This window comes from Bacillus sp. URHA0034 (assembly GCF_056280405.1).
The window spans coordinates 513258-532225 of record NZ_JBWCDK010000002.1; the positions used below are offsets into that span (position 1 = coordinate 513258).

13 protein-coding genes and 1 pseudogene are annotated in these 18968 nt (G+C 39.9%); 5 read left to right on the plus strand and 9 right to left on the minus strand.

The window, feature by feature from the left end:
• Positions 1-36 precede the first annotated feature (36 nt).
• Genes ACZ9EE_RS04840 through pruA form a run of 3 tightly spaced genes read right to left on the minus strand, consistent with a single transcriptional unit; the run spans position 37 to position 4163 of the window.
• A complete protein-coding gene (locus ACZ9EE_RS04840) occupies positions 37-1302 on the minus strand; it encodes a Glu/Leu/Phe/Val family dehydrogenase (protein ID WP_476032858.1) in 1266 nt (421 codons plus the stop codon).
• Positions 1303-1362: 60 nt separating this feature from the next.
• Positions 1363-2562, minus strand: coding sequence for an ornithine--oxo-acid transaminase (locus ACZ9EE_RS04845; protein ID WP_476025538.1), 1200 nt, complete (start codon positions 2560-2562; stop codon positions 1363-1365).
• Positions 2563-2618: 56 nt separating this feature from the next.
• Positions 2619-4163, minus strand: coding sequence for an L-glutamate gamma-semialdehyde dehydrogenase (gene pruA, locus ACZ9EE_RS04850; RefSeq protein WP_476025539.1), 1545 nt, complete (start codon positions 4161-4163; stop codon positions 2619-2621).
• 209 nt (positions 4164-4372) lie between these two features.
• Here pruA and ACZ9EE_RS04855 point away from each other — a divergent pair, with 209 nt between their 5' ends.
• Both ACZ9EE_RS04855 and ACZ9EE_RS04860 read left to right on the plus strand, forming a co-directional pair.
• Positions 4373-5791, plus strand: a complete 1419-nt coding sequence (locus ACZ9EE_RS04855; RefSeq protein ID WP_476025540.1) for a sigma-54 interaction domain-containing protein — start codon at positions 4373-4375, stop codon at positions 5789-5791.
• A gap of 255 nt (positions 5792-6046) precedes the next feature.
• Positions 6047-6253 carry a DnaJ-like cysteine-rich domain-containing protein gene (locus ACZ9EE_RS04860; RefSeq protein WP_215046289.1) on the plus strand — a complete coding sequence of 69 codons (207 nt, stop codon included), beginning with the start codon at positions 6047-6049 and terminating at the stop codon, positions 6251-6253.
• A gap of 68 nt (positions 6254-6321) precedes the next feature.
• On the opposite strand, the gene ACZ9EE_RS04865 is transcribed toward ACZ9EE_RS04860, so the two are convergent.
• Positions 6322-7305, minus strand: coding sequence for a VanW family protein (locus tag ACZ9EE_RS04865; RefSeq protein ID WP_476025541.1), 984 nt, complete (start codon positions 7303-7305; stop codon positions 6322-6324).
• 288 nt (positions 7306-7593) lie between these two features.
• Between ACZ9EE_RS04865 and ACZ9EE_RS04870 the strand changes: the two genes are divergently transcribed.
• Positions 7594-7941: a hypothetical protein gene (locus ACZ9EE_RS04870; RefSeq protein WP_476025542.1), complete on the plus strand. Its 348-nt coding sequence runs from the start codon at positions 7594-7596 to the stop codon at positions 7939-7941.
• Positions 7942-7991: 50 nt separating this feature from the next.
• Here ACZ9EE_RS04870 and ACZ9EE_RS04875 read toward each other — a convergent pair whose 3' ends face one another.
• Positions 7992-9317 carry a GntT/GntP/DsdX family permease gene (locus ACZ9EE_RS04875; protein WP_476025543.1) on the minus strand — a complete coding sequence of 442 codons (1326 nt, stop codon included), beginning with the start codon at positions 9315-9317 and terminating at the stop codon, positions 7992-7994.
• 143 nt (positions 9318-9460) lie between these two features.
• The gene (gene aspA, locus ACZ9EE_RS04880) at positions 9461-10879 is read right to left on the minus strand and encodes an aspartate ammonia-lyase (RefSeq protein WP_476025544.1); all 1419 of its coding nucleotides are present in this window, start codon (positions 10877-10879) and stop codon (positions 9461-9463) included.
• 377 nt (positions 10880-11256) lie between these two features.
• Here aspA and ACZ9EE_RS04885 point away from each other — a divergent pair.
• Positions 11257-13665 (plus strand): annotated as a pseudogene (locus ACZ9EE_RS04885) (cytochrome P450); the annotation flags it as partial.
• A gap of 223 nt (positions 13666-13888) precedes the next feature.
• Here the strand turns inward: ACZ9EE_RS04885 and ACZ9EE_RS04890 are convergent.
• Positions 13889-14317: a MarR family winged helix-turn-helix transcriptional regulator gene (locus tag ACZ9EE_RS04890; RefSeq protein WP_476025545.1), complete on the minus strand. Its 429-nt coding sequence runs from the start codon at positions 14315-14317 to the stop codon at positions 13889-13891.
• Positions 14318-14493: 176 nt separating this feature from the next.
• Here ACZ9EE_RS04890 and ACZ9EE_RS04895 point away from each other — a divergent pair, with 176 nt between their 5' ends.
• Positions 14494-15726: an MFS transporter gene (locus tag ACZ9EE_RS04895; RefSeq protein ID WP_476025546.1), complete on the plus strand. Its 1233-nt coding sequence runs from the start codon at positions 14494-14496 to the stop codon at positions 15724-15726.
• A gap of 220 nt (positions 15727-15946) precedes the next feature.
• On the opposite strand, the gene ACZ9EE_RS04900 is transcribed toward ACZ9EE_RS04895, so the two are convergent.
• Both ACZ9EE_RS04900 and htpG read right to left on the minus strand, forming a co-directional pair.
• Complete coding sequence (locus tag ACZ9EE_RS04900) at positions 15947-16831, minus strand: YitT family protein (protein WP_476025547.1); 885 nt, start codon at positions 16829-16831, stop codon at positions 15947-15949.
• A 169-nt stretch (positions 16832-17000) separates the two neighbouring features.
• Complete coding sequence (gene htpG, locus ACZ9EE_RS04905; RefSeq protein ID WP_476025548.1) at positions 17001-18878, minus strand: molecular chaperone HtpG; 1878 nt, start codon at positions 18876-18878, stop codon at positions 17001-17003.
• Positions 18879-18968 lie beyond the last annotated feature (90 nt).

Sequence of the window (18968 nt, forward strand, 5' to 3'; positions counted from 1 at the left end):
TAATTTGAATTCGAATCGACAAAGCGAATGTTTCTTCTATACCCAGCCGCGGAAGCTGGAAGCCTCAGCTACTTTTCTAATTCCAACCATATAGGCTGCTAAACGCATATCTACTTGATGTGCCTTGGCCGTTTCATAGATCGTTTCGAAGGATTTCGTCATTACCTTTACTAGTTTTTCAGCTACTTCTTCTTCTGACCAGTAATACCCTTGATTGTTCTGAACCCATTCAAAATAGGAAACGGTTACACCGCCAGCACTTGCCAAAATATCTGGAACAAGCAAGACACCTCGTTCCGTTAAGATGGTGGTTGCCTCTAACGTGGTAGGCCCATTGGCAGCTTCCACCACAATCGAAGCTTTAATATTGGCAGCATTTTGCGCAGTGATTTGGTTAGAAATTGCCGCAGGGACAAGTATGTCACATTCTAACTCTAGCAGTTCTTGATTGGTTATCGTGTCATTAAATAATTGCGAGAATGTTCCAAAGCTATCTCTTCTATCAAGCAAGAAATCAATATCAAGACCATTTGGATCGTAAACGCCGCCGTATATATCAGAAACAGCTACTACTTTTGCACCTGCGTCATGCATAAATTTTGCAAGATAACTGCCGGCATTCCCAAAGCCTTGAATCACTACACGTGATCCTTTTAATTCGATGCCCTTCTTTTTAACCGCCTCTTCAATACAGATGGTCACACCAGCGGCTGTTGCCGTCTCACGACCTTTGGATCCTCCAAGGACTAAGGGCTTTCCTGTAATAAAACCTGGTGAATCGAACTCGCGTAAACGGCTGTACTCATCCATCATCCAGGCCATGATTTGTGAATTAGTATATACATCTGGTGCAGGAATATCTTTTGAAGGGCCAACAATTTGGCTGATGGCCCGAACATATCCGCGGCTTAGTCGCTCAAGCTCTCTAAAGGACATTTGTCTTGGATCACAAATGATTCCACCTTTACCTCCCCCATAAGGAAGGTCGGTTATCCCGCACTTTAGACTCATCCAAATGGATAAAGCCTTGACCTCTTCTTCATCTACCTCTGGTTGAAAGCGGACACCGCCTTTGGTTGGCCCTACAGCATCATTATGTTGTGATCGGTAACCTGTAAAGACTTTTACGGTACCATCATCCATTCTGACTGGAATTCGAACTGTTAACAATCGAAGCGGGTCCTTTAATAGCTCATACATTTCGTTTGTATACCCTAACTTATTAAGTGCTTTTCGGATTACCGTTTGTGTGGAATAAAATAAATTTAAAGACTCTTGTTCCTTTTGTTGTTCTTTTGACATTTCATCAACCAATTGATTTGCAGGCATCAATGCCACCCCTTATTAAACTAGACTTATATTTTATGATAAAACGCTTTTGATTCTCTCAATAGCCCAATCAATTTCTCCTTTCGTGATAATAAGTGGCGGTGCAAAGCGGATAACTGTATCATGTGTTTCTTTGCATAATAACCCTGCTTCTTTTAATTGTTCACAAAAGGCCCTGGCTTCAACGGTTAATTCCACTCCGATAAACAAGCCTTTACCACGGATTTCTTTAATAATTGGATTATTTATCGCTTTTAATTCGTCAAGGAAGTACTTTCCTAATGCAAGGGAGCGTTCGGTTAATTTCTCTTCTTCAATAACATCTAAAGCAGCAAGTGAAACAGCGCAAGCAAGCGGGTTTCCTCCAAAAGTAGAACCATGTGAGCCAGGATTAAATACTCCCAAGACATCTGAGTTTGCCACAACGCAGGAGATTGGGAATACGCCGCCGCCGAGGGCTTTTCCTAAGATCAACATATCAGGCTCAACTTCTTCCCAGTCACAGGCAAACATTTTTCCGGTACGTGCCAAACCAACTTGAATTTCATCAGCAATAAATAAGACATTATTTTCTTTACACAAATCAGCAGCTTGTTTTAAGAATCCATCTGGGGGTAATATGATTCCTGCTTCACCCTGGATAGGCTCCATTAAGAATGCAGCTGTATTCGGTGTAAATGCTTCCTTTAATGCCGCTAGATCACCATATGGAATTAATTTAATGCCTGGAAGCATTGGACCAAATCCGCGTTTGTACTCTGGATCTGATGATAACGACACAGCCCCCATTGTCCGGCCATGAAAGTTCCCGGTGCAGGCAATGATTTCAGCCTGATTTTCAGCAATACCTTTTACTTCGTAACCCCAGCGCCGCGCTGCTTTAAGCGCCGTTTCAACAGCTTCAGCACCTGTATTCATCGGGAGTGCCATGTTTTTATTTGTGAGTTTGCAGATTTTTTCATACCAAGGTCCGAGCTGGTCATTATGAAAGGCACGTGAAGTTAAGGTTACTCGGTCTGCTTGGTCTTTTAATGCTTGAATGATTTTCGGATGACGGTGCCCTTGGTTCACAGCTGAATAGGCGCTAAGCATATCCATATAACGATTACCTTCTGGACTTTCCACCCATACCCCTTCGGCCTTCGAAATGACGATTGGCAGTGGATGATAGTTATTTGCCCCAAATTTATTGGTTTGTTCAATAATTTCCGTCGTTTTAGTTGTAACTGTCATGATCGTTTCCCCCTCTATTCTTAGAGAGCATCACAAGACGCCCTGGCTTTTTAAGTTTAAAGCATTTCTGAAGTTGTTTTTGCCTGCATGTGAAGCAATAAGTAATCCGGGCCGCCGGCTTTTGAATCGGTTCCAGACATATTGAATCCGCCGAATGGCTGGTAGCCGACAATCGCACCCGTACATACACGATTAAAATAAAGATTTCCTACGTAGAACTCTTCTCTAGCTCGTTCAATGTGCTCACGGTTATTTGAAATTAGGGCTCCGGTTAAACCATAATCAGTGTTGTTGGCAATTTTCATCATATGGTCAAAGTCACGTGCCTTACAGAAGGTTACCACTGGACCAAAAATTTCTTCCTTCATAAGTCGGGCATCCTCATTCAAGTCAGCGAATATCGTTGGTTGAATAAAGTATCCCTTGGAGTCATCCCCTTCGCCGCCAGTCATTAACCTGCCTTCTTCTTTTCCAATTTCAATATAGCTCATAATCTTTTTGAATGATTTTTCATCAATAACTGGTCCCATGTAAGTGTCTTGTAATTCTGGATTACCAAGGGTAAGTGTTTTTGTTAGCGCAACCGCCTTGTCAAGGACAACATCATACACATCTTGGTGTACCACAGCGCGGGACCCCGCAGAACATTTTTGACCGGAGAAGCCAAATGCTGAATAGACGATTGAAGCTGCTGCCAGATCCAAATCGGCTTGATTATCAACTACAACGGTGTCTTTCCCACCCATTTCGGCAATCACACGCTTTAACCAAATTTGTCCTGGATTTACTTTTGCTGCCCGCTCATAAATGCGGCAGCCAACCTCGCGGGAACCTGTAAACGACACAAAACGAGTTTTTGGATGATCGACTAAATAATCTCCGATTTTAGCACCACTTCCAGGCACAAAGTTTAACACTCCTTTAGGAAGACCTGCTTCATGCATAAGCTCTATAAATTTGGCGGCCACAATTGGTGTAGAGTTTGCCGGTTTTAAAAGAACCGTGTTCCCGGATACAATGGCTGCAACCGTCGTACCAGCCATAATCGCAAGCGGGAAGTTAAATGGTGAGATGATAATTCCGACTCCGAGTGGAATATAATTGTACTGATTTAATTCACCTGAACGACTTTTTACTGGCACACCTGCTTGGATGCTTACCATTTGTCTAGCATAGAATTCAAGGAAATCAATCGCTTCGGCTGTATCTGCGTCTGCTTCGTTCCATGGTTTCCCTGCTTCTTTTACAAGATAACTAGAGAATTCATGTTTCCTTCGGCGCATCATCGCTGCTGCACGAAATAAGATATTGGCGCGATGCTCTGGCTTCCATGTTTTCCAAGATTCAAACGCTATTAAAGCTGCCTGCATTGCTTTTTCTGCTAGCTCTTGATTTACCATTGAAACACTGCCAATAACCTCTTCTTTATTAGCTGGGTTTATCGAGAGAATTTTTTCTTCAGTTATTATAGCTTCTCCGTTAATTATTACTGGGTAGTGTTTACCTAGTTCTGAATGCACGAAGGCGAGCGCTTCTTGAAATGCCTGAGCATTTTTATCTTCCGTAAAATTAGTGAATGGCTCATGTGAATATGGATACATTGTTTTTCCCCCTTTTGTTGTTCGTTAAAAGTAAATGCAAGTTCCGTGCCAACTTGAATTTTGCAGTTTAATAGCTTTTCTATGATAATAAGAGCAAATAATTTTTGCGCAAAATTAAATTTCTTTAACAAAATAGCAAAATTATTTTGCATTAAGCTATTTTCTTTGATTTAATAGATGGATATAGGACAACAAGGGGTATAGATAAAATGGATAAATCAAAGGATGATCTGCTCTATTTAACGAGGATGTATAAGCGGATTCTGGACGAGATCGATGTCGGAGTGCATGCGGTCGATGATACCGGTAAAACAATTATTTATAATAAAAAAATGATGCAAATGGAATCGATGGATCTGCAGGATGTTATCGATAAAAATCTGTTAGACGTGTTTATGTTTAAAGACGACCAATCTAGTACACTAGTAAAAGCGCTCCAAGAGGGAAAAGAAACAAGTAACGTGAAGCAGACCTATTTTAATAATAAAGGACGAGAAATTACCACGATTAACAACACAATCCCGATCTTTTCTAATCATGAACTACAGGGTGCGGTGGAAATTGCTAATGATGTGACGAAGCTAGAACGCTTAATTAAGGGCAACATGACGAAAGGGACTACTAAATACACGTTTGATCATATTATTGGGACCAGCCCCGCTATTAAAGAAGTAATAGAATCGGCGAAACGGGCGACAAGAACCTCTTCCTATGTATTGATAGTCGGTGACACTGGGACGGGTAAAGAACTTTTCGCCCAAAGCATTCACAACGCAAGTGAGCGGTTATCTGGGCCATTTATATCGCAGAACTGCGCGGCCCTGCCAGATAATTTAATTGAGAGTCTTCTGTTCGGTACAAAACGCGGTGCATTTACAGGGGCCATGGATACCCCAGGGTTATTCGAACAAGCGAACGGCGGCACTTTGCTGCTTGATGAAATTAACTCCTTAAATATGAATCTTCAAGCAAAATTGCTTCGCGTCCTTCAGGAAAAAACTATCAGACGGATCGGTGATACAAAGGACACACCTGTAGATGTCAGGGTCATCGCTAATATGAATGAGGATCCGATTGATGCCGTTGCTAATAATCGGATGCGAAAAGACTTATATTATCGACTTGGAGTTGTAACGATCTTTGTGCCACCCTTAAAAGATCGTAAAGAAGACATTCCGTTATTAGTGGAGCATTTTGTAGAAAAATACAATGAACGATTTCAAATGCAAGTAAAAGGCTTATCGGAGGAGGTCAGACATTCCTTCTTTGATTATGATTGGCATGGAAATGTACGTGAACTCGAGCACATTATTGAAGCAGCCATGAACATCATGATGGATGGTGAAGACTTTATCATGTACCGTCATTTGCCATACCAGTATCGAAACAAAATACAGATGAAAGAAAGAATGATGCCCCTTTCAACGGTTGATACCTTTATGAAAGAAACAGGAGACGTTACGGTTCCATTAAAAGAGCAAATGGAGTTATTTGAAAAAACTTATATTGAGCATGTACTCAAGAAAAATGAGTTTAATATTTCCAAAACGGCAAAATCGCTGGGGTTAAGCCGTCAAAGCTTGCAGTATCGATTAAAGAAATTAAATTTTGAGGTAAATAATTTATAGTCACCGCGCAAAGGCGGGTTGAAGATAACGAACATTGGAGTTTCACGACCCAAAGTTCGTTATTTTTTTAAAAAAATTTCGTACAAGCTTAACAACGCAAGACTCACTTTCTGGGGAGCTATTTCATATAATATAGCAGGAGCAAAATGATATCTATCAACATTTTTGTAAAATTACCCATTTTAATAATAAAACATACAAGCATAAATATTCCATTTTTCCCCCATACTAAGAAAAAACGATGAGGTGAAGAAAATGGGACTACTCAACTCATTTAATCAATGGAAAGAGGCAAGATATCAAAATCATGTCTCTACTATGAAAGACCAAGGCAAATGCCCTGATTGTGAGGGTAGAGGGTATACTGTATATCCTTATAATGAGTTTGCCTACTTTAATTCATTTGAATGCCCTGGATGCCAAGGCAGTGGTCAATATGTTGATTGGGAAGAAATGAGGTAGTTGGAGAGAATTTCCCTTTAAAAGGATAAAAAAATCCCGGCATCGAGGTATGCTGGGATTTTTCCTTTTTAACTCGTTTTAACCTGACTTTGATAAACCCTCGCTGTTCTGATTTCAACCGTGAGAGATCCTCTCCTGACAATTGTTTTTATCATAAGGGGAACACCAGTCGTATTTTTAAATCGGAAATCGTACCCGCCATAAGATACGGTTGCATCCCTTCCAGTAGGTACATAGCCCACATGAAGAGAGTGATGATGTTTTTCAATATAACTGACGGCTAATTTATCAATAGCGTTATACAAGGTGGATGAGGTTTGACAAATGCCGCCGCCAATTCCGTCCACTAACTTTCCATCAAGGGCTTCCGGCGCGGGTTGATAGCCATGCTCGGCATCACTTGGTCCTACAGTGGTGTTAAAGGAAAAGGAGTCTCCGGCGCCAAGAATGACATTGTTAATCGCCTCAGCCGATAATGCAATATTTTTCGACCTGCCGGCCACGCCGCTATTAAAGCGGGTCGTATAGGATGCAACGACAACCTCACCTAATTGCGCTGCCTCTTCCGGTTTATAGCCGCTTGCATTTACATACAATGGGATTACAATGTCGCCTCCTTTTAATGATGCTTGGATGATTTTCTCAGTCAGTTCTTCCTCTTCGAGAATGGTTTGCGGCGAGCCTTTAATTACCTGTCCATTTACATCGAGTTTGTCGAGGATCATTCTTTTATCATATCCAGGGGTACCATTCGTTCCCCTTGCCAATTCTCTCGTTAATTCGGCTAATTGGGCCTTATATTTTTCATCATCTGACCCATATCCCATTTCTTTCGGTTTTAATGTTTTAATTACCTTTTTGGTATTCGGGTCGATAAGATTTATTAAAACTGGTTTTTCCACTTTCTCTTCCTTCAATTGTTTCTCTTTGGTGTTATTTTGCGGACCCGCCGCAATCGCTTCTTTTTCTTTTGTTGTCTGCTCTGAACAACCTGCTAATCCTAATAAACCGCCTGCCAATAAAACGGTGATGATTCTAGTAAACTTTTTCATTTTCCCCCAACTTTACTCGTTATTTCGTTTGAATTTTCCACTAAACCTATTACTATATGATTTGACGAATATCACTGAATTTGGTTTCATAAATGATCCTATTTATTCCATTTTTATTTCCACTTTCCTGCATTTGACATGGGTTCATTCTATCACTTTTTACTAGAAAAAAATGGCTTTTCTGATGTGATGAAGAAAAATAATTTTTTCACACTATAAACTTTGAATAAAAACACGAGATAAGTAAATAGTAATACCTAGGTTTGTTTATTTATTGGAGGTGCTTTAATGTCTGTTTATGTCCATCAGACGTTTGTCATTAAACAAGATAAATTTAAAGAAGGAATTGATAATTTAAGGGAAATTAAAAAGTTCAGAACCGAAAATTATGAACACAAGGTAGAGATACTGACCCCGATATCAGGAGAGGATCATACCTACGCCCTTCTCTCCATTTATGAAGGATTAGCGGAAATGGAATTACAAAATAAAAAAATGTTTGAAGACGAAGAATACATAGAGCTTATCGGTCCTTTCTTCCTTGAAAACATTGAGCAAGGCAGTATGTATACACAAATTTATCGTTCCTTAAGTGAACGAAAAACGGATAAGAAGAAGGAAAAAGAAAAGGATTAATCGAACTGCAAAAAACAAAAAGGGCGCTATAGCCCTTTTTGTTTTTTGTCTTATAACAGCATATTTATGAGCAATGCGCCCCCAAACGCTACAAATGAAAGGATGGTTTCCAAGACTGTCCATGTTTTAAACGTTTCCGGAACACTCAATCCTAAATATTCTTTTACCATCCAGAAACCCGCATCATTAACATGTGAAAACATTAACGATCCTGCTCCCGTCGCTATTACTAGTAATTCAAGATTCACGTCTGTCATCCCTGCAACCACTGGCGAAACAATTCCTGCAGCGGTGGTTAAGGAGACCGTAGCCGATCCAGTTGCGATCCGGATTAGACCTGCAATTAAAAAGGCCAAAACCAGTGGGGATAGAGACAGATTTTCAGCCATCCTCGCAATTGTATCCCCCACCCCGCTTTCAATCAAAATTTGTTTAAATCCACCTCCAGCTCCAATGATTAAGGCGATTGAACCAACGGGTAATAAACATTCCTCTGTTAATTTTTTGACCGCTTCTTTATCCATCCCTCTCCGCATTCCAAGGAAATAATAGGCTACAAAAACAGAAATTAGCAGGGCAATGATTGGACTTCCAATGAAAATGAGAAATTTAGTGATTCCGGCCGTTAATTTTAAGTAAGGGGCAATCGCTGAAAGGATCATCAGTAATACCGGCAGCAGAATGATAAAAAAAGAAATACCTGTGCCTGGTAAAGATTTGGCTTTATTGCTGATTCTAATCAACTCAGGTTCACCTTTTGGTACGACTCTTCTATTAATCCACATGGCAAACAATGGTCCAGCGATTATCAGTGCAGGAATCGCAATAATTAATGAATATAATAGAACCTTTCCTAAATTAGCCTTATAAATGCTGATGGCTGCTAATGCCCCTGGATGTGGCGGAACCAGGCCATGGACAATCGATAATCCGGCGATACAAGGCAAGGCAATGAGCAATATATTTTGTTTAGATGATTTATGAATCGAGATGACTAAAGGCAAAAGGATTAAAATTCCTACTTCAAAAAATACAGGAATCCCAATAATAAAGCCTGATAACATCATGGCCCATGGCAATTTGTTAACTCCAAAAACGCGAATAAAGTATTCGGCAATCTGCATCCCTGCTCCAGAGTCTGCCATCATTTTACCTAAAATGGTTCCTAAAGCCAAAATGCCGATTAAATGCCCAAGGACCCCGCCTACCCCCGTTTCATAGGCAGTAACAATTTTATCAAGTGATAGCCCTGATACTAAAGCTAAAAACAAGCTGGCCACTAGTAAGCTGATAAATGCATGCCATTTAAACCATGATACTCCGAGAACAACGATGACAATTGACACGAGCGTCATAAGTAATAAAAAAGTATCCATAAACACCATCCCTCATTTGATATTGTGGTTATATACCTCTCTTATTGTTAACATTTGATATATTAAAATTCAGTTTACTCTAGGTTACGATCTATCAAACAAAAAAAGCCTCCATCCTAACACTAAGGATGAAGACTCAATAATTAATCTCTATCTAACAGCGCTGCACCAGCTATTCCTGGTTTAGTCATTTCAAATATATTTAAGATAAGGTCTAATTCTTCTTCAGTCAGCACATCATGCTGCAAACATAATTCGCGAACAGATTTTCCACTGACAATCGCTTCTCTGGCAATTCTAGCTGCCACTTCATATCCCAAATGCGGATTGACGGCTGTGATAATACCGACACTTTTCTCAACATATTCTTTTAAACGTGCTTCGTTTGCTTCAATTCCCTTCAGGCAAAAATCAGTAAAGGAACGGAAACCATTATTCATAATACTGATTGACTGAAGTAAGTTAAAAACTAATACAGGCTCCATCACATTCAATTCCAGCTGGCCAGCTTCTGAAGCAAGACAGATGGTATGATCGTTGCCGATTACCTGAAAGGCAATTTGGTTGATCAGTTCGGGCATGACCGGATTTACTTTTCCTGGCATTATCGACGAACCCGGCTGGCGGGGCGGCAAATTAATTTCCCCAAGGCCGGCTCTCGGGCCGGAAGCCATTAAACGCAGGTCATTGGCGATTTTCGACATGTTCATCATACAAACTTTTAATGCAGCCGATACCTCGGTATAGGCATCCGTGTTTTGGGTCGCATCAACGAGATGTTCAGCATTGACTAATGGGAGTCCGCTGATATCGGCTAACTCTTTTACTACATCTTTAATATATTGGGGGTCGGCATTTAGACCCGTCCCAACTGCTGTAGCACCCATATTGACCTCATACAAATGTTTTTTCGAATTTGAAATCCTCTTAATATCTCTTTTCAGAACACGTGAGTATGCTTCAAATTCTTGTCCAAGTCGGATCGGAACGGCATCCTGTAAATGAGTCCGCCCCATTTTGATAACGTTCTCAAATTTTTTCGCCTTCTCCCTAAAAACAGCGAGCATATCATCCATCGTTACAAGTAATTTCTCCAGTAATTTTAGAGAAGAGATATGAATGGCTGTCGGGAAAACATCATTCGTAGATTGTGACATATTGACATGCGTATTTGGACTTAAGTGAATATATGTACCTTTGGCATGACCAAGTAATTCAAGTGCACGATTAGCGATCACTTCATTTGCGTTCATGTTCATGGATGTCCCCGCGCCGCCTTGAATCGGATCGACAATAAATTGGTCATTCCACTTACCAGCAATAACCTCATCTGCTGCTTGACAAATAACCTCACCAAGCCCTGAATATAACCTTTTAGTATTCATATTGGCTATTGCAGCTGCCTTTTTTACCATTGCCAATGCTTTGATCAATTCTTCGTGAATGGAGTACCCAGTAATCGGGAAATTCTCAACCGCCCTTAGTGTTTGGATTCCATAATAGGCATCCAGTGGGATTTCTTTTTTCCCTAAGAAATCTTGTTCGGTTCTGTTTGTAGTCATCGCTTTCTGTCTCCTTTATATAAACCAACTATCGATACAAAAAAATAATAACAATAAAAAATGACTCTGTCTCTACTTTCGGTCATAATTTCTGCCTCAAATTGAAAATTGTTCTGTTAAAATAATAATATTTCGAGACACGTTATAATTTTTATTATATTTTTGCCACATAAGCCATAATTTTGTCATTATTACCTACAGAAGGAGTAGTGGTTTTGTGTCGGAACTTAATAACTATGTAGAATTTTGTCATAATCTTTATTTGGCTACTATCTTATATTAATAAGTTATTCATGTTATAATCATCTCAATATTATTTCAATATTATAAAATTTTAAAATACGAAGGTAATTTGAAAGTGAGGTTTACTAGCAGAAATGGTAACAACTACTCTTAGAATAATTCCACAACCGAAAACGTACGGCCCGCTTGGCAATCTCCCACAACTAGATTTACATCAACCATCTCAATCCATCATGAAACTTTCCTATGAATATGGTCCCATTTTTAAACTTAAATTTCCGACCGGCACAGGTATTTTCATTTCTTCTGCTGACTTAGTGGAAGATGCGTCGGATGAGTCCCGTTTTGATAAGCTCGTTAATGCCCCATTACAAAAGGTACGCGCATTTTCTGGGGATGGCCTGTTTACAAGCTGGACCAAGGAGGATAACTGGCGTAAGGCCCATAATATTCTTCTTCCCAGCTTTAGTCAAAGTGCGATGAAGGGCTACCATTCCATGATGGTTGACATTGCCTTACAGCTCGTACAAAAATGGTCGCGCCTAAATTCGGATGAAAGTATTAATGTTCCTGAAGATATGACAAGACTTACACTTGATACCATTGGTTTATGCGGTTTCAATTATCGCTTTAATAGTTTCTATCGGGAAAAGCCGCATTACTTTATCAAAAGTATGGGACGAGCCCTTGACGAAGCGATGAATCAAAGCAACCGTCTCGGTGTCCAAGACAAGCTGCTGATCAAAAAAAAGCGCCAGTTTAACCGTGATATCGAGTACATGTTTTCTCTAGTGGATCGAATTATCAAAGAGAGAAAACAGACCGAAAGCCATGATGCGGAAGATTTACTATCCCGTATGCTAGATTGTGCAGACCCGGTCACAGGTGAAAAACTAAGCGATGAAAATATTCGTTATCAAATTATTACATTTTTAATTGCCGGACATGAAACAACCAGCGGGTTACTATCCTTTGCCCTTTATTTCTTAATGAAACACCCTAAAGTTCTGGCAAAGGCCTATGAAGAAGTGGACCGGGTTCTGACAAGTGCTACCCCAACCTACCAGCAAGTCCGCCAATTAAAGTATATTCGAATGATTTTAAATGAATCTTTAAGACTCTGGCCGACCGCTCCGCTTTTCTCTTTGTACGCAAAGGAGGATACATTATTGGCAGGAACCTATCCGCTTAAACGAAGAGATGTTGTCAATATTTTATTGCCCGTATTACATCGTGACCCAAAGGCCTGGGGTGATGATGCCGAAGAATTTAATCCTGAGCGGTTTGCCGACCCTAAAAAAATACCACACCACGCTTACAAACCATTTGGGAATGGACAGCGCGCTTGTATCGGACAGCAATTTGCCATGCATGAGGCTGTCCTATTAATCGGGATGATTTTAAAACAGTTTGATTTAATTGATCATACGAACTATCAATTAAAGATTAAAGAAACGTTAACATTTAAACCGGATGAATTATACATAAAAGTTCAACCGCGTAAAGACGATGCCGCTGTCCCTCTTTTACCGGAAACACCACGTTCATCTATTATGGTGACAGGGAACAAATTTCTAGCGGAAAAGAATATTCAAATGCCTGCAGCTTCCCATAATACACCGCTGCTAGTGTTATTTGGATCAAATATGGGAACTGCTGAAGGGCTTGCCCATGATTTAGCTGTAACAGCTCGTTTCAAAGGGTTCCAAAGTGAGGTTGCCCCTCTCGATGATTTTGTTGGCAAACTCCCAAGACAAGGGAATGTTTTCATAATCTGTTCTTCTTATAATGGAAACCCGCCAAAAAATGCTCGTAAATTTGTGAAATGGTTAAAAGAAGCGGAGAGTGAATCACTGTCATCAGTCCGGTTTGCTGTGTTTGGCTGTGGCGATACCAATTGGGCTAGTACATATCAAAGTATTCCTGCCCTCCTTGATGAAAAGCTTGCTGAAAAAGGAGCTAGCCGGATCGTTCAGAAGGGTATGGGAGATGCCAGTGCTGATTTTGAAAACCAATTTGAAACATGGCACGAGAAATTATGGCCCGAGGTTTTTAAAGCGCTGGGAATCGAGGATAGGGTAAAAAGGGCAGAGGAATTGCTCTCAATTCAATTTGTAAATGGGTATAACGAAGATTCGCAGCAAGTTACTTCTTCTATGGACGGTCTCCAAACCGCTCCATTGCCTCAGAATCCATCGGAACTGGTTCACCGTGTATTGAAGCGTTTTGCTTTAGAGAGAAATGAACAATTAATCCTATCGGGAGACAAGGGAAAACTGTTTCATCTTCCGTTTGATTTTCCTGTTCGTGCTTGGGACTTATTGGCTTATAGTGTTAACCTGGAAGAAAGAGTCACGCAGCTCCAGCTTCGCGAATTGATTGAATGTACCATTTGCCCTCCTCATAAAAAGGAATTGGAGCAGCTCGAAAGAAATGAAGAATTGATTGCTCAAAAAGAGCTGTCAATGCTGGATTTACTAGAAAAATATCCAGCCTGTGAACTTCCTTTTGAACGGTTTATCCAAATGTTATCACCTTTAAAAGGGTAAATTACTAACGCTTCTCCGGTTACTGGCGCTTAGCACTTGTTTACTGGCGCATCGCATCCGGTTACTGGCGGGTCGCACCCGGTTACTGGCGCATCGCACCCGGTTACTGGCGCAAGGCACTCGTGTACTGGCGGATACCAGCTAATTTTTTAAAGAGGTAACCAATGAGTACTTCTCATCGGTTACCTCTTTTACTTTTCTATGGGTGGTGAAAAGTCTACCGTTCTAAAAAAGAATGATTGAATTTTCTTAGCAGCTCGCCAAAAACTCGGCACTCCTCTTCAGGCCAATCTTGAAGTAATTCTGTAATGCGTTCGAAACGCGCCTGCATATGTTCTTTTAATTCTTTTTTTCCTAGCTCGGTGATTTCAAAAGTATAAGCCCTACCATCTAACGGATCAGGAATTTTATATAAGTAGCCTTTCTGTTCTAAAGCAGCGGCTTGTCTGCTTACCGTTGATATATCGAGTTGAAATTCACCGGCTAATACCTTTACGCCGACAGCCCCTTTCATTGCGATGCGACGAAGTAACAGATAGGCAGATCGGTCTAGGCTCCCAATTTTCTTATGATTATTATCAGAAGTCGTTCGTCGAAGCAAGATCGCTAATTCAAGTTCGATCATTTCTAGGGCATTTTCATTCATTTTATAACCTCACAGTATTCAATATTCCTACACATTATCATATCATAATCATAATTGATTTTTATTTTCTCGTCAGCAATAGAAAACATCATTGACGTAGGGAAAAATAGTTGTATAATACAATCATATACTTTCATTATACAACTATATCACACAATTAAAAAGGAGAGATATGAATGTCATCCACACCGCACTCGATTGCGTCAACTTCAAAACCTGAAGTACAACCATCATTACTAACACAGCCAAAATCAGTATGGGCCGTGTTTTTCGCCTGTATCATTGCTTTCATGGGTTTAGGCTTAGTCGACCCCATCTTACCTGCAATTGCAGAACAATTGCATGCTACACATAGTCAAGTAACCTTATTGTTCACGAGCTACAATGCGGTTATGGCAGTCGCCATGCTCATAACCGGGATGATTTCTTCAAGGCTCGGAATTAAGTGGACCCTGCTTTCTGGTATTGTCATCATTGCTGTCTTTTCCGCACTTGGAGGAATTTCAAACGGAATATGGTCCCTTGTAAGTCTTCGAGGCGGTTGGGGATTAGGAAATGCTTTATTCGTTGCAACGGCACTTGCAGCGATTGTCTCGCTATCGAAAAGCGGAACAGCCAAAGCGATTATTTTATATGAAGCCGCTATTGGTCTGGGAATTTCTGTAGGCCCGCTGCTCGGCGGCTGGTTAGGGGCAATGTCCTGGAGAGGACCGTTTCTGGGTGTTGCTGTACTAATGGTAGTAGCTTTTATTGGATTAATCGTATTAATGCCAAAATCTCAACAAGATCAACAGGCTAGCCAGGCAAAAACATCTATACTAGATCCCTTCCGCGCCCTTAAACACCGTTCGTTACTAGTCTTTGGAATTGCGGCAGCCCTTTATAATTTTGGCTTTTTCACGCTGCTTGCCTATGCCCCGTTTGTCATGGGATTGGATGAACATGGACTGGGCTTTGTATTCCTAGGATGGGGAGTCTTACTTGCAATTACTTCTGTCTTTATGGCTCCTGAATTACAGGCAAGGTTTGGAACCATTAAATCGATGTGTGCGATGTTGGTGCTGTTCGGTATTCTTCTTTTTGTCATGGGTACATGGACATCATCACAAGCCGTTATTATTACTTGTGTTATTGCTGCCGGTGCATTATTAGGTAATAACAATACACTCATTACTACTGCTGTTATGAATGCTGCACCTGTACAACGCTCAACAGCGTCTGCCGCTTACAGCTTCCTTCGCTTTATCGGCGGTGCAATTGCCCCCTTTATGGCTGGTAAGCTGGCAGAAATTTATAATGCGTCTGTTCCTTTTATTGTTGGAGGAAGTTTTGTCATCATTTCTGTACTGTTCATTTTAATAAACAGAAAGCACATTAACCATGTTGATGATGTTGAATTAGGTCATTAAACGTGGATAAAGGAAGGTGTCCCAAAAGTATAGCTTTTTGGGGCATTTCTCTTTTTTATACATTAAACTAGTCTGTTGATTTCCGCTTTAGGCGGCTTCCGCTTTCCGCGGGCGTGCCGGGGAGTCTTCGCGCCTTCCGCTCCAATCAACAGAGTGTGAAAAAGTTGTTATCAACTACCTTTTGGGGCAGCCCCTTTTTCTTTTTCCAATCTGCCATTAGTCAGTGAATATCCCGCTTTTTAAAACGGCCGCCTCGAACTTCTGCAATGTCAGCTATAGCTAAAAATGCAGTAGGATCAATATCTTCAACAATGGTCGTGAGTTTTGATTCTTCCAATCGAGAAATGATACTGAAAATAACTTTCTTATTATCTCCTGTATATGCACCTTCACCATTTAAGTAGGTTACTCCCCGTCCTAACCGGTCATTCACGGCATTTCCGATTTCATCGGCATTGTCACTAATAATCCAGACAGATTTAGTTTCTTCGAGCCCTTGAACAACCGTATCGATTGCTTTCGAAGCAATGACATACGCTAATAATGAATACATGGCGCGGTCCCAGGTAAAGACAAAGCCTGCTGCACCTAAGATAAAAATGTTCATAAACATAATGATTTGACCAACTGAAAAAGGAACCTTTTTGCTAATAACAAGAGCTAGGATTTCTGTTCCATCTAATGCTCCGCCATTACGAATGACAAGCCCTACTCCTATTCCTAAAATCATACCGCCAAAAAGGGTGGCCAAGAGGATATCTTCTGTAAAAGGGGGAATGGGATGAAAAAACGAAGTGAAAATCGATAATACGATAATTCCATAAACAGTTGAAAATGCAAAGGTTTTTCCCATTTGTTTGTAGCCCAGATACACAAAAGGCAGGTTCAATATAAATAGAAAGAGTCCTAGTTTCCAGCCTGTAAGATGTGCAAGCATGATGGAGATACCGGTGATTCCCCCATCAATAACGTGGTTTGGCACTAAAAATATTTCTAGTCCTGTTGCCATTAGAATAGCTCCAATGGTAATCGCGATGATTCGAATAATCACCCTGCTGAGAGGCAGTTTCCGATGCTGAAAATTTCCCTTCATCAATTCTGTCATTAAACCACTCCTTATTCATTGGATTTTGCTATAGGATCATCCAATCTAGCAGGAATACCCATATAAATATGTTCTTTATATGATTATATCATATTTTCAAGAAAATTTGAACTAGAGTTCATATTTCTAACATAAAAAAGGGATTGCAACTTTTTGCAATCCCCTTTTCTTATACCATTACCTTACATATATTATTTGTAAATTCGACTGGATCTTCGATTGGTAAGCCTTCAATTAGCAAGGCTTGATTATATAATAAGTTTGTAAATAAGGTTACCTTATCTTTATCCTGTTCGAAGGCATCCTTTAATGATGCAAACACCTCGTGGTGGACATTAATTTCTAAGATCTTATCTGCTTTAATATTTTGGCTGTTTGGCATAGCATTTAAGATTTTTTCCATTTCAATCGAGACTGCCCCATCCGTAGCTAAACATACTGGATGAGATTTAAGTCGTTTCGATGCCTTTACATCTTTAACCTTATCGTTTAGAACATTTTTCATAAAATCAAATAGCTCTTTATTGTCTTGCTCCTCTGCAGACGTATCTTGATTTTCATCGGCTTCAAATCCTAAATCACCGCTGGAAACCGATTTAAACTCTTTTTCTTTATAGGACATTAGCATTCTAATTGCAAACTCATCAATCTCATCCGTGAAATAAAGAATTTCATAGCCTCTATCCGCAACTAATTCCGTTTGTGGCAGTTTATCAATACGATCATTCGATTCACCGGTTGCATAGTAAATATATTTTTGGTCCTCTGACATTCTTGAGAGATACTCATCAAGAGTGACCAATTTCTTCTCCTTAGATGAATAGAACATTAATAGATCCTGAAGTTCTTCTTTATGGGTTCCATAATCACTGTAAACACCATACTTTAGTTGTCGGCCAAATGATTTAAAGAACGTTTCGTACTTTTCTCGTTCATTCTTTAAAATCGACAACAATTCGCTTTTGATTTTCTTGTTAATATTTTTGGCAATAAGCTTTAATTGACGGTCATGCTGAAGCATTTCTCTTGAGATATTTAAAGAAAGATCTTCAGAGTCCACCATACCCTTCACAAAACTAAAATAGTCTGGAAGTAAATCAGCGCACTTATTCATGATTAACACACCATTGGAATATAGCTCTAACCCTTTCTCAAATTCCTGGGTGTAATAATCAAACGGAATGTTTTCCGGGATATATAGAATGGCGTTGTATCTTACCGCGCCATCAACGCTGATATGAATATGTTTAAGCGGCTTATCAAAACCGTAGCGTTTCTCCGTGTAAAAAAGTTCATAATCCTCTGTTGTTAGATCCTTCTTATTCTTTTTCCAAATAGGAACCATACTGTTAATGGTTTGTTCTTCCACTACTTCTTCAAATTCATTTTCACTGCCCTCTTTGAGCTTACGTTCTGTTACATCCATTTTGATTGGGTAGCGAATAAAATCTGAATACTTTTTAATGATCGACTTTAATCGGTATTCTTCAAGATACTCATCATAATTTTCATCTTCGGTGTTTTCTTTAATTTTCAAAGTAATCTCAGTACCAACTGATTCCTTCTCACATGGAGTGATGGTATATCCGTCTGCTCCTTTAGATTCCCATTTGTAGGCTTCATCACTGCCTAGAGCCTTACTTATTACAGATACTTCATCTGCCACCATAAAGGCTGAATAGAAACCAACCCCAAACTGACCGATGATATCATAACCGTCTTTAATTTCATTTTCCTTTTTGAAAGCTAGCGAACCACTTTTTGCGATCGTACCAAGGTTATTTTCAAGTTCTTCCTTTGTCATACCAATACCGGTATCCGTGATCTTCAATAATCTATTGTTTTGATCTGCAGTGACTTTTATGTAATAACTTTCCTGGTCAAATGTCAACGCATCATCTGTTAAGGCCTTATAGTATATTTTATCAATTGCATCGCTTGCATTAGACAATAACTCTCTTAAGAATATCTCCCGGTGTGTGTAAATAGAATTGATCATCATGTCTAATAATCGTTTGGACTCTGCTTTAAATTGCTTTGTTTCCATTAAGACCTCTCCTTTTATCAACAATCTATACTTATATTTTAGCACTCTTAACTCGTGAGTGCTAACCATTATTTTAATAACATATTTTCT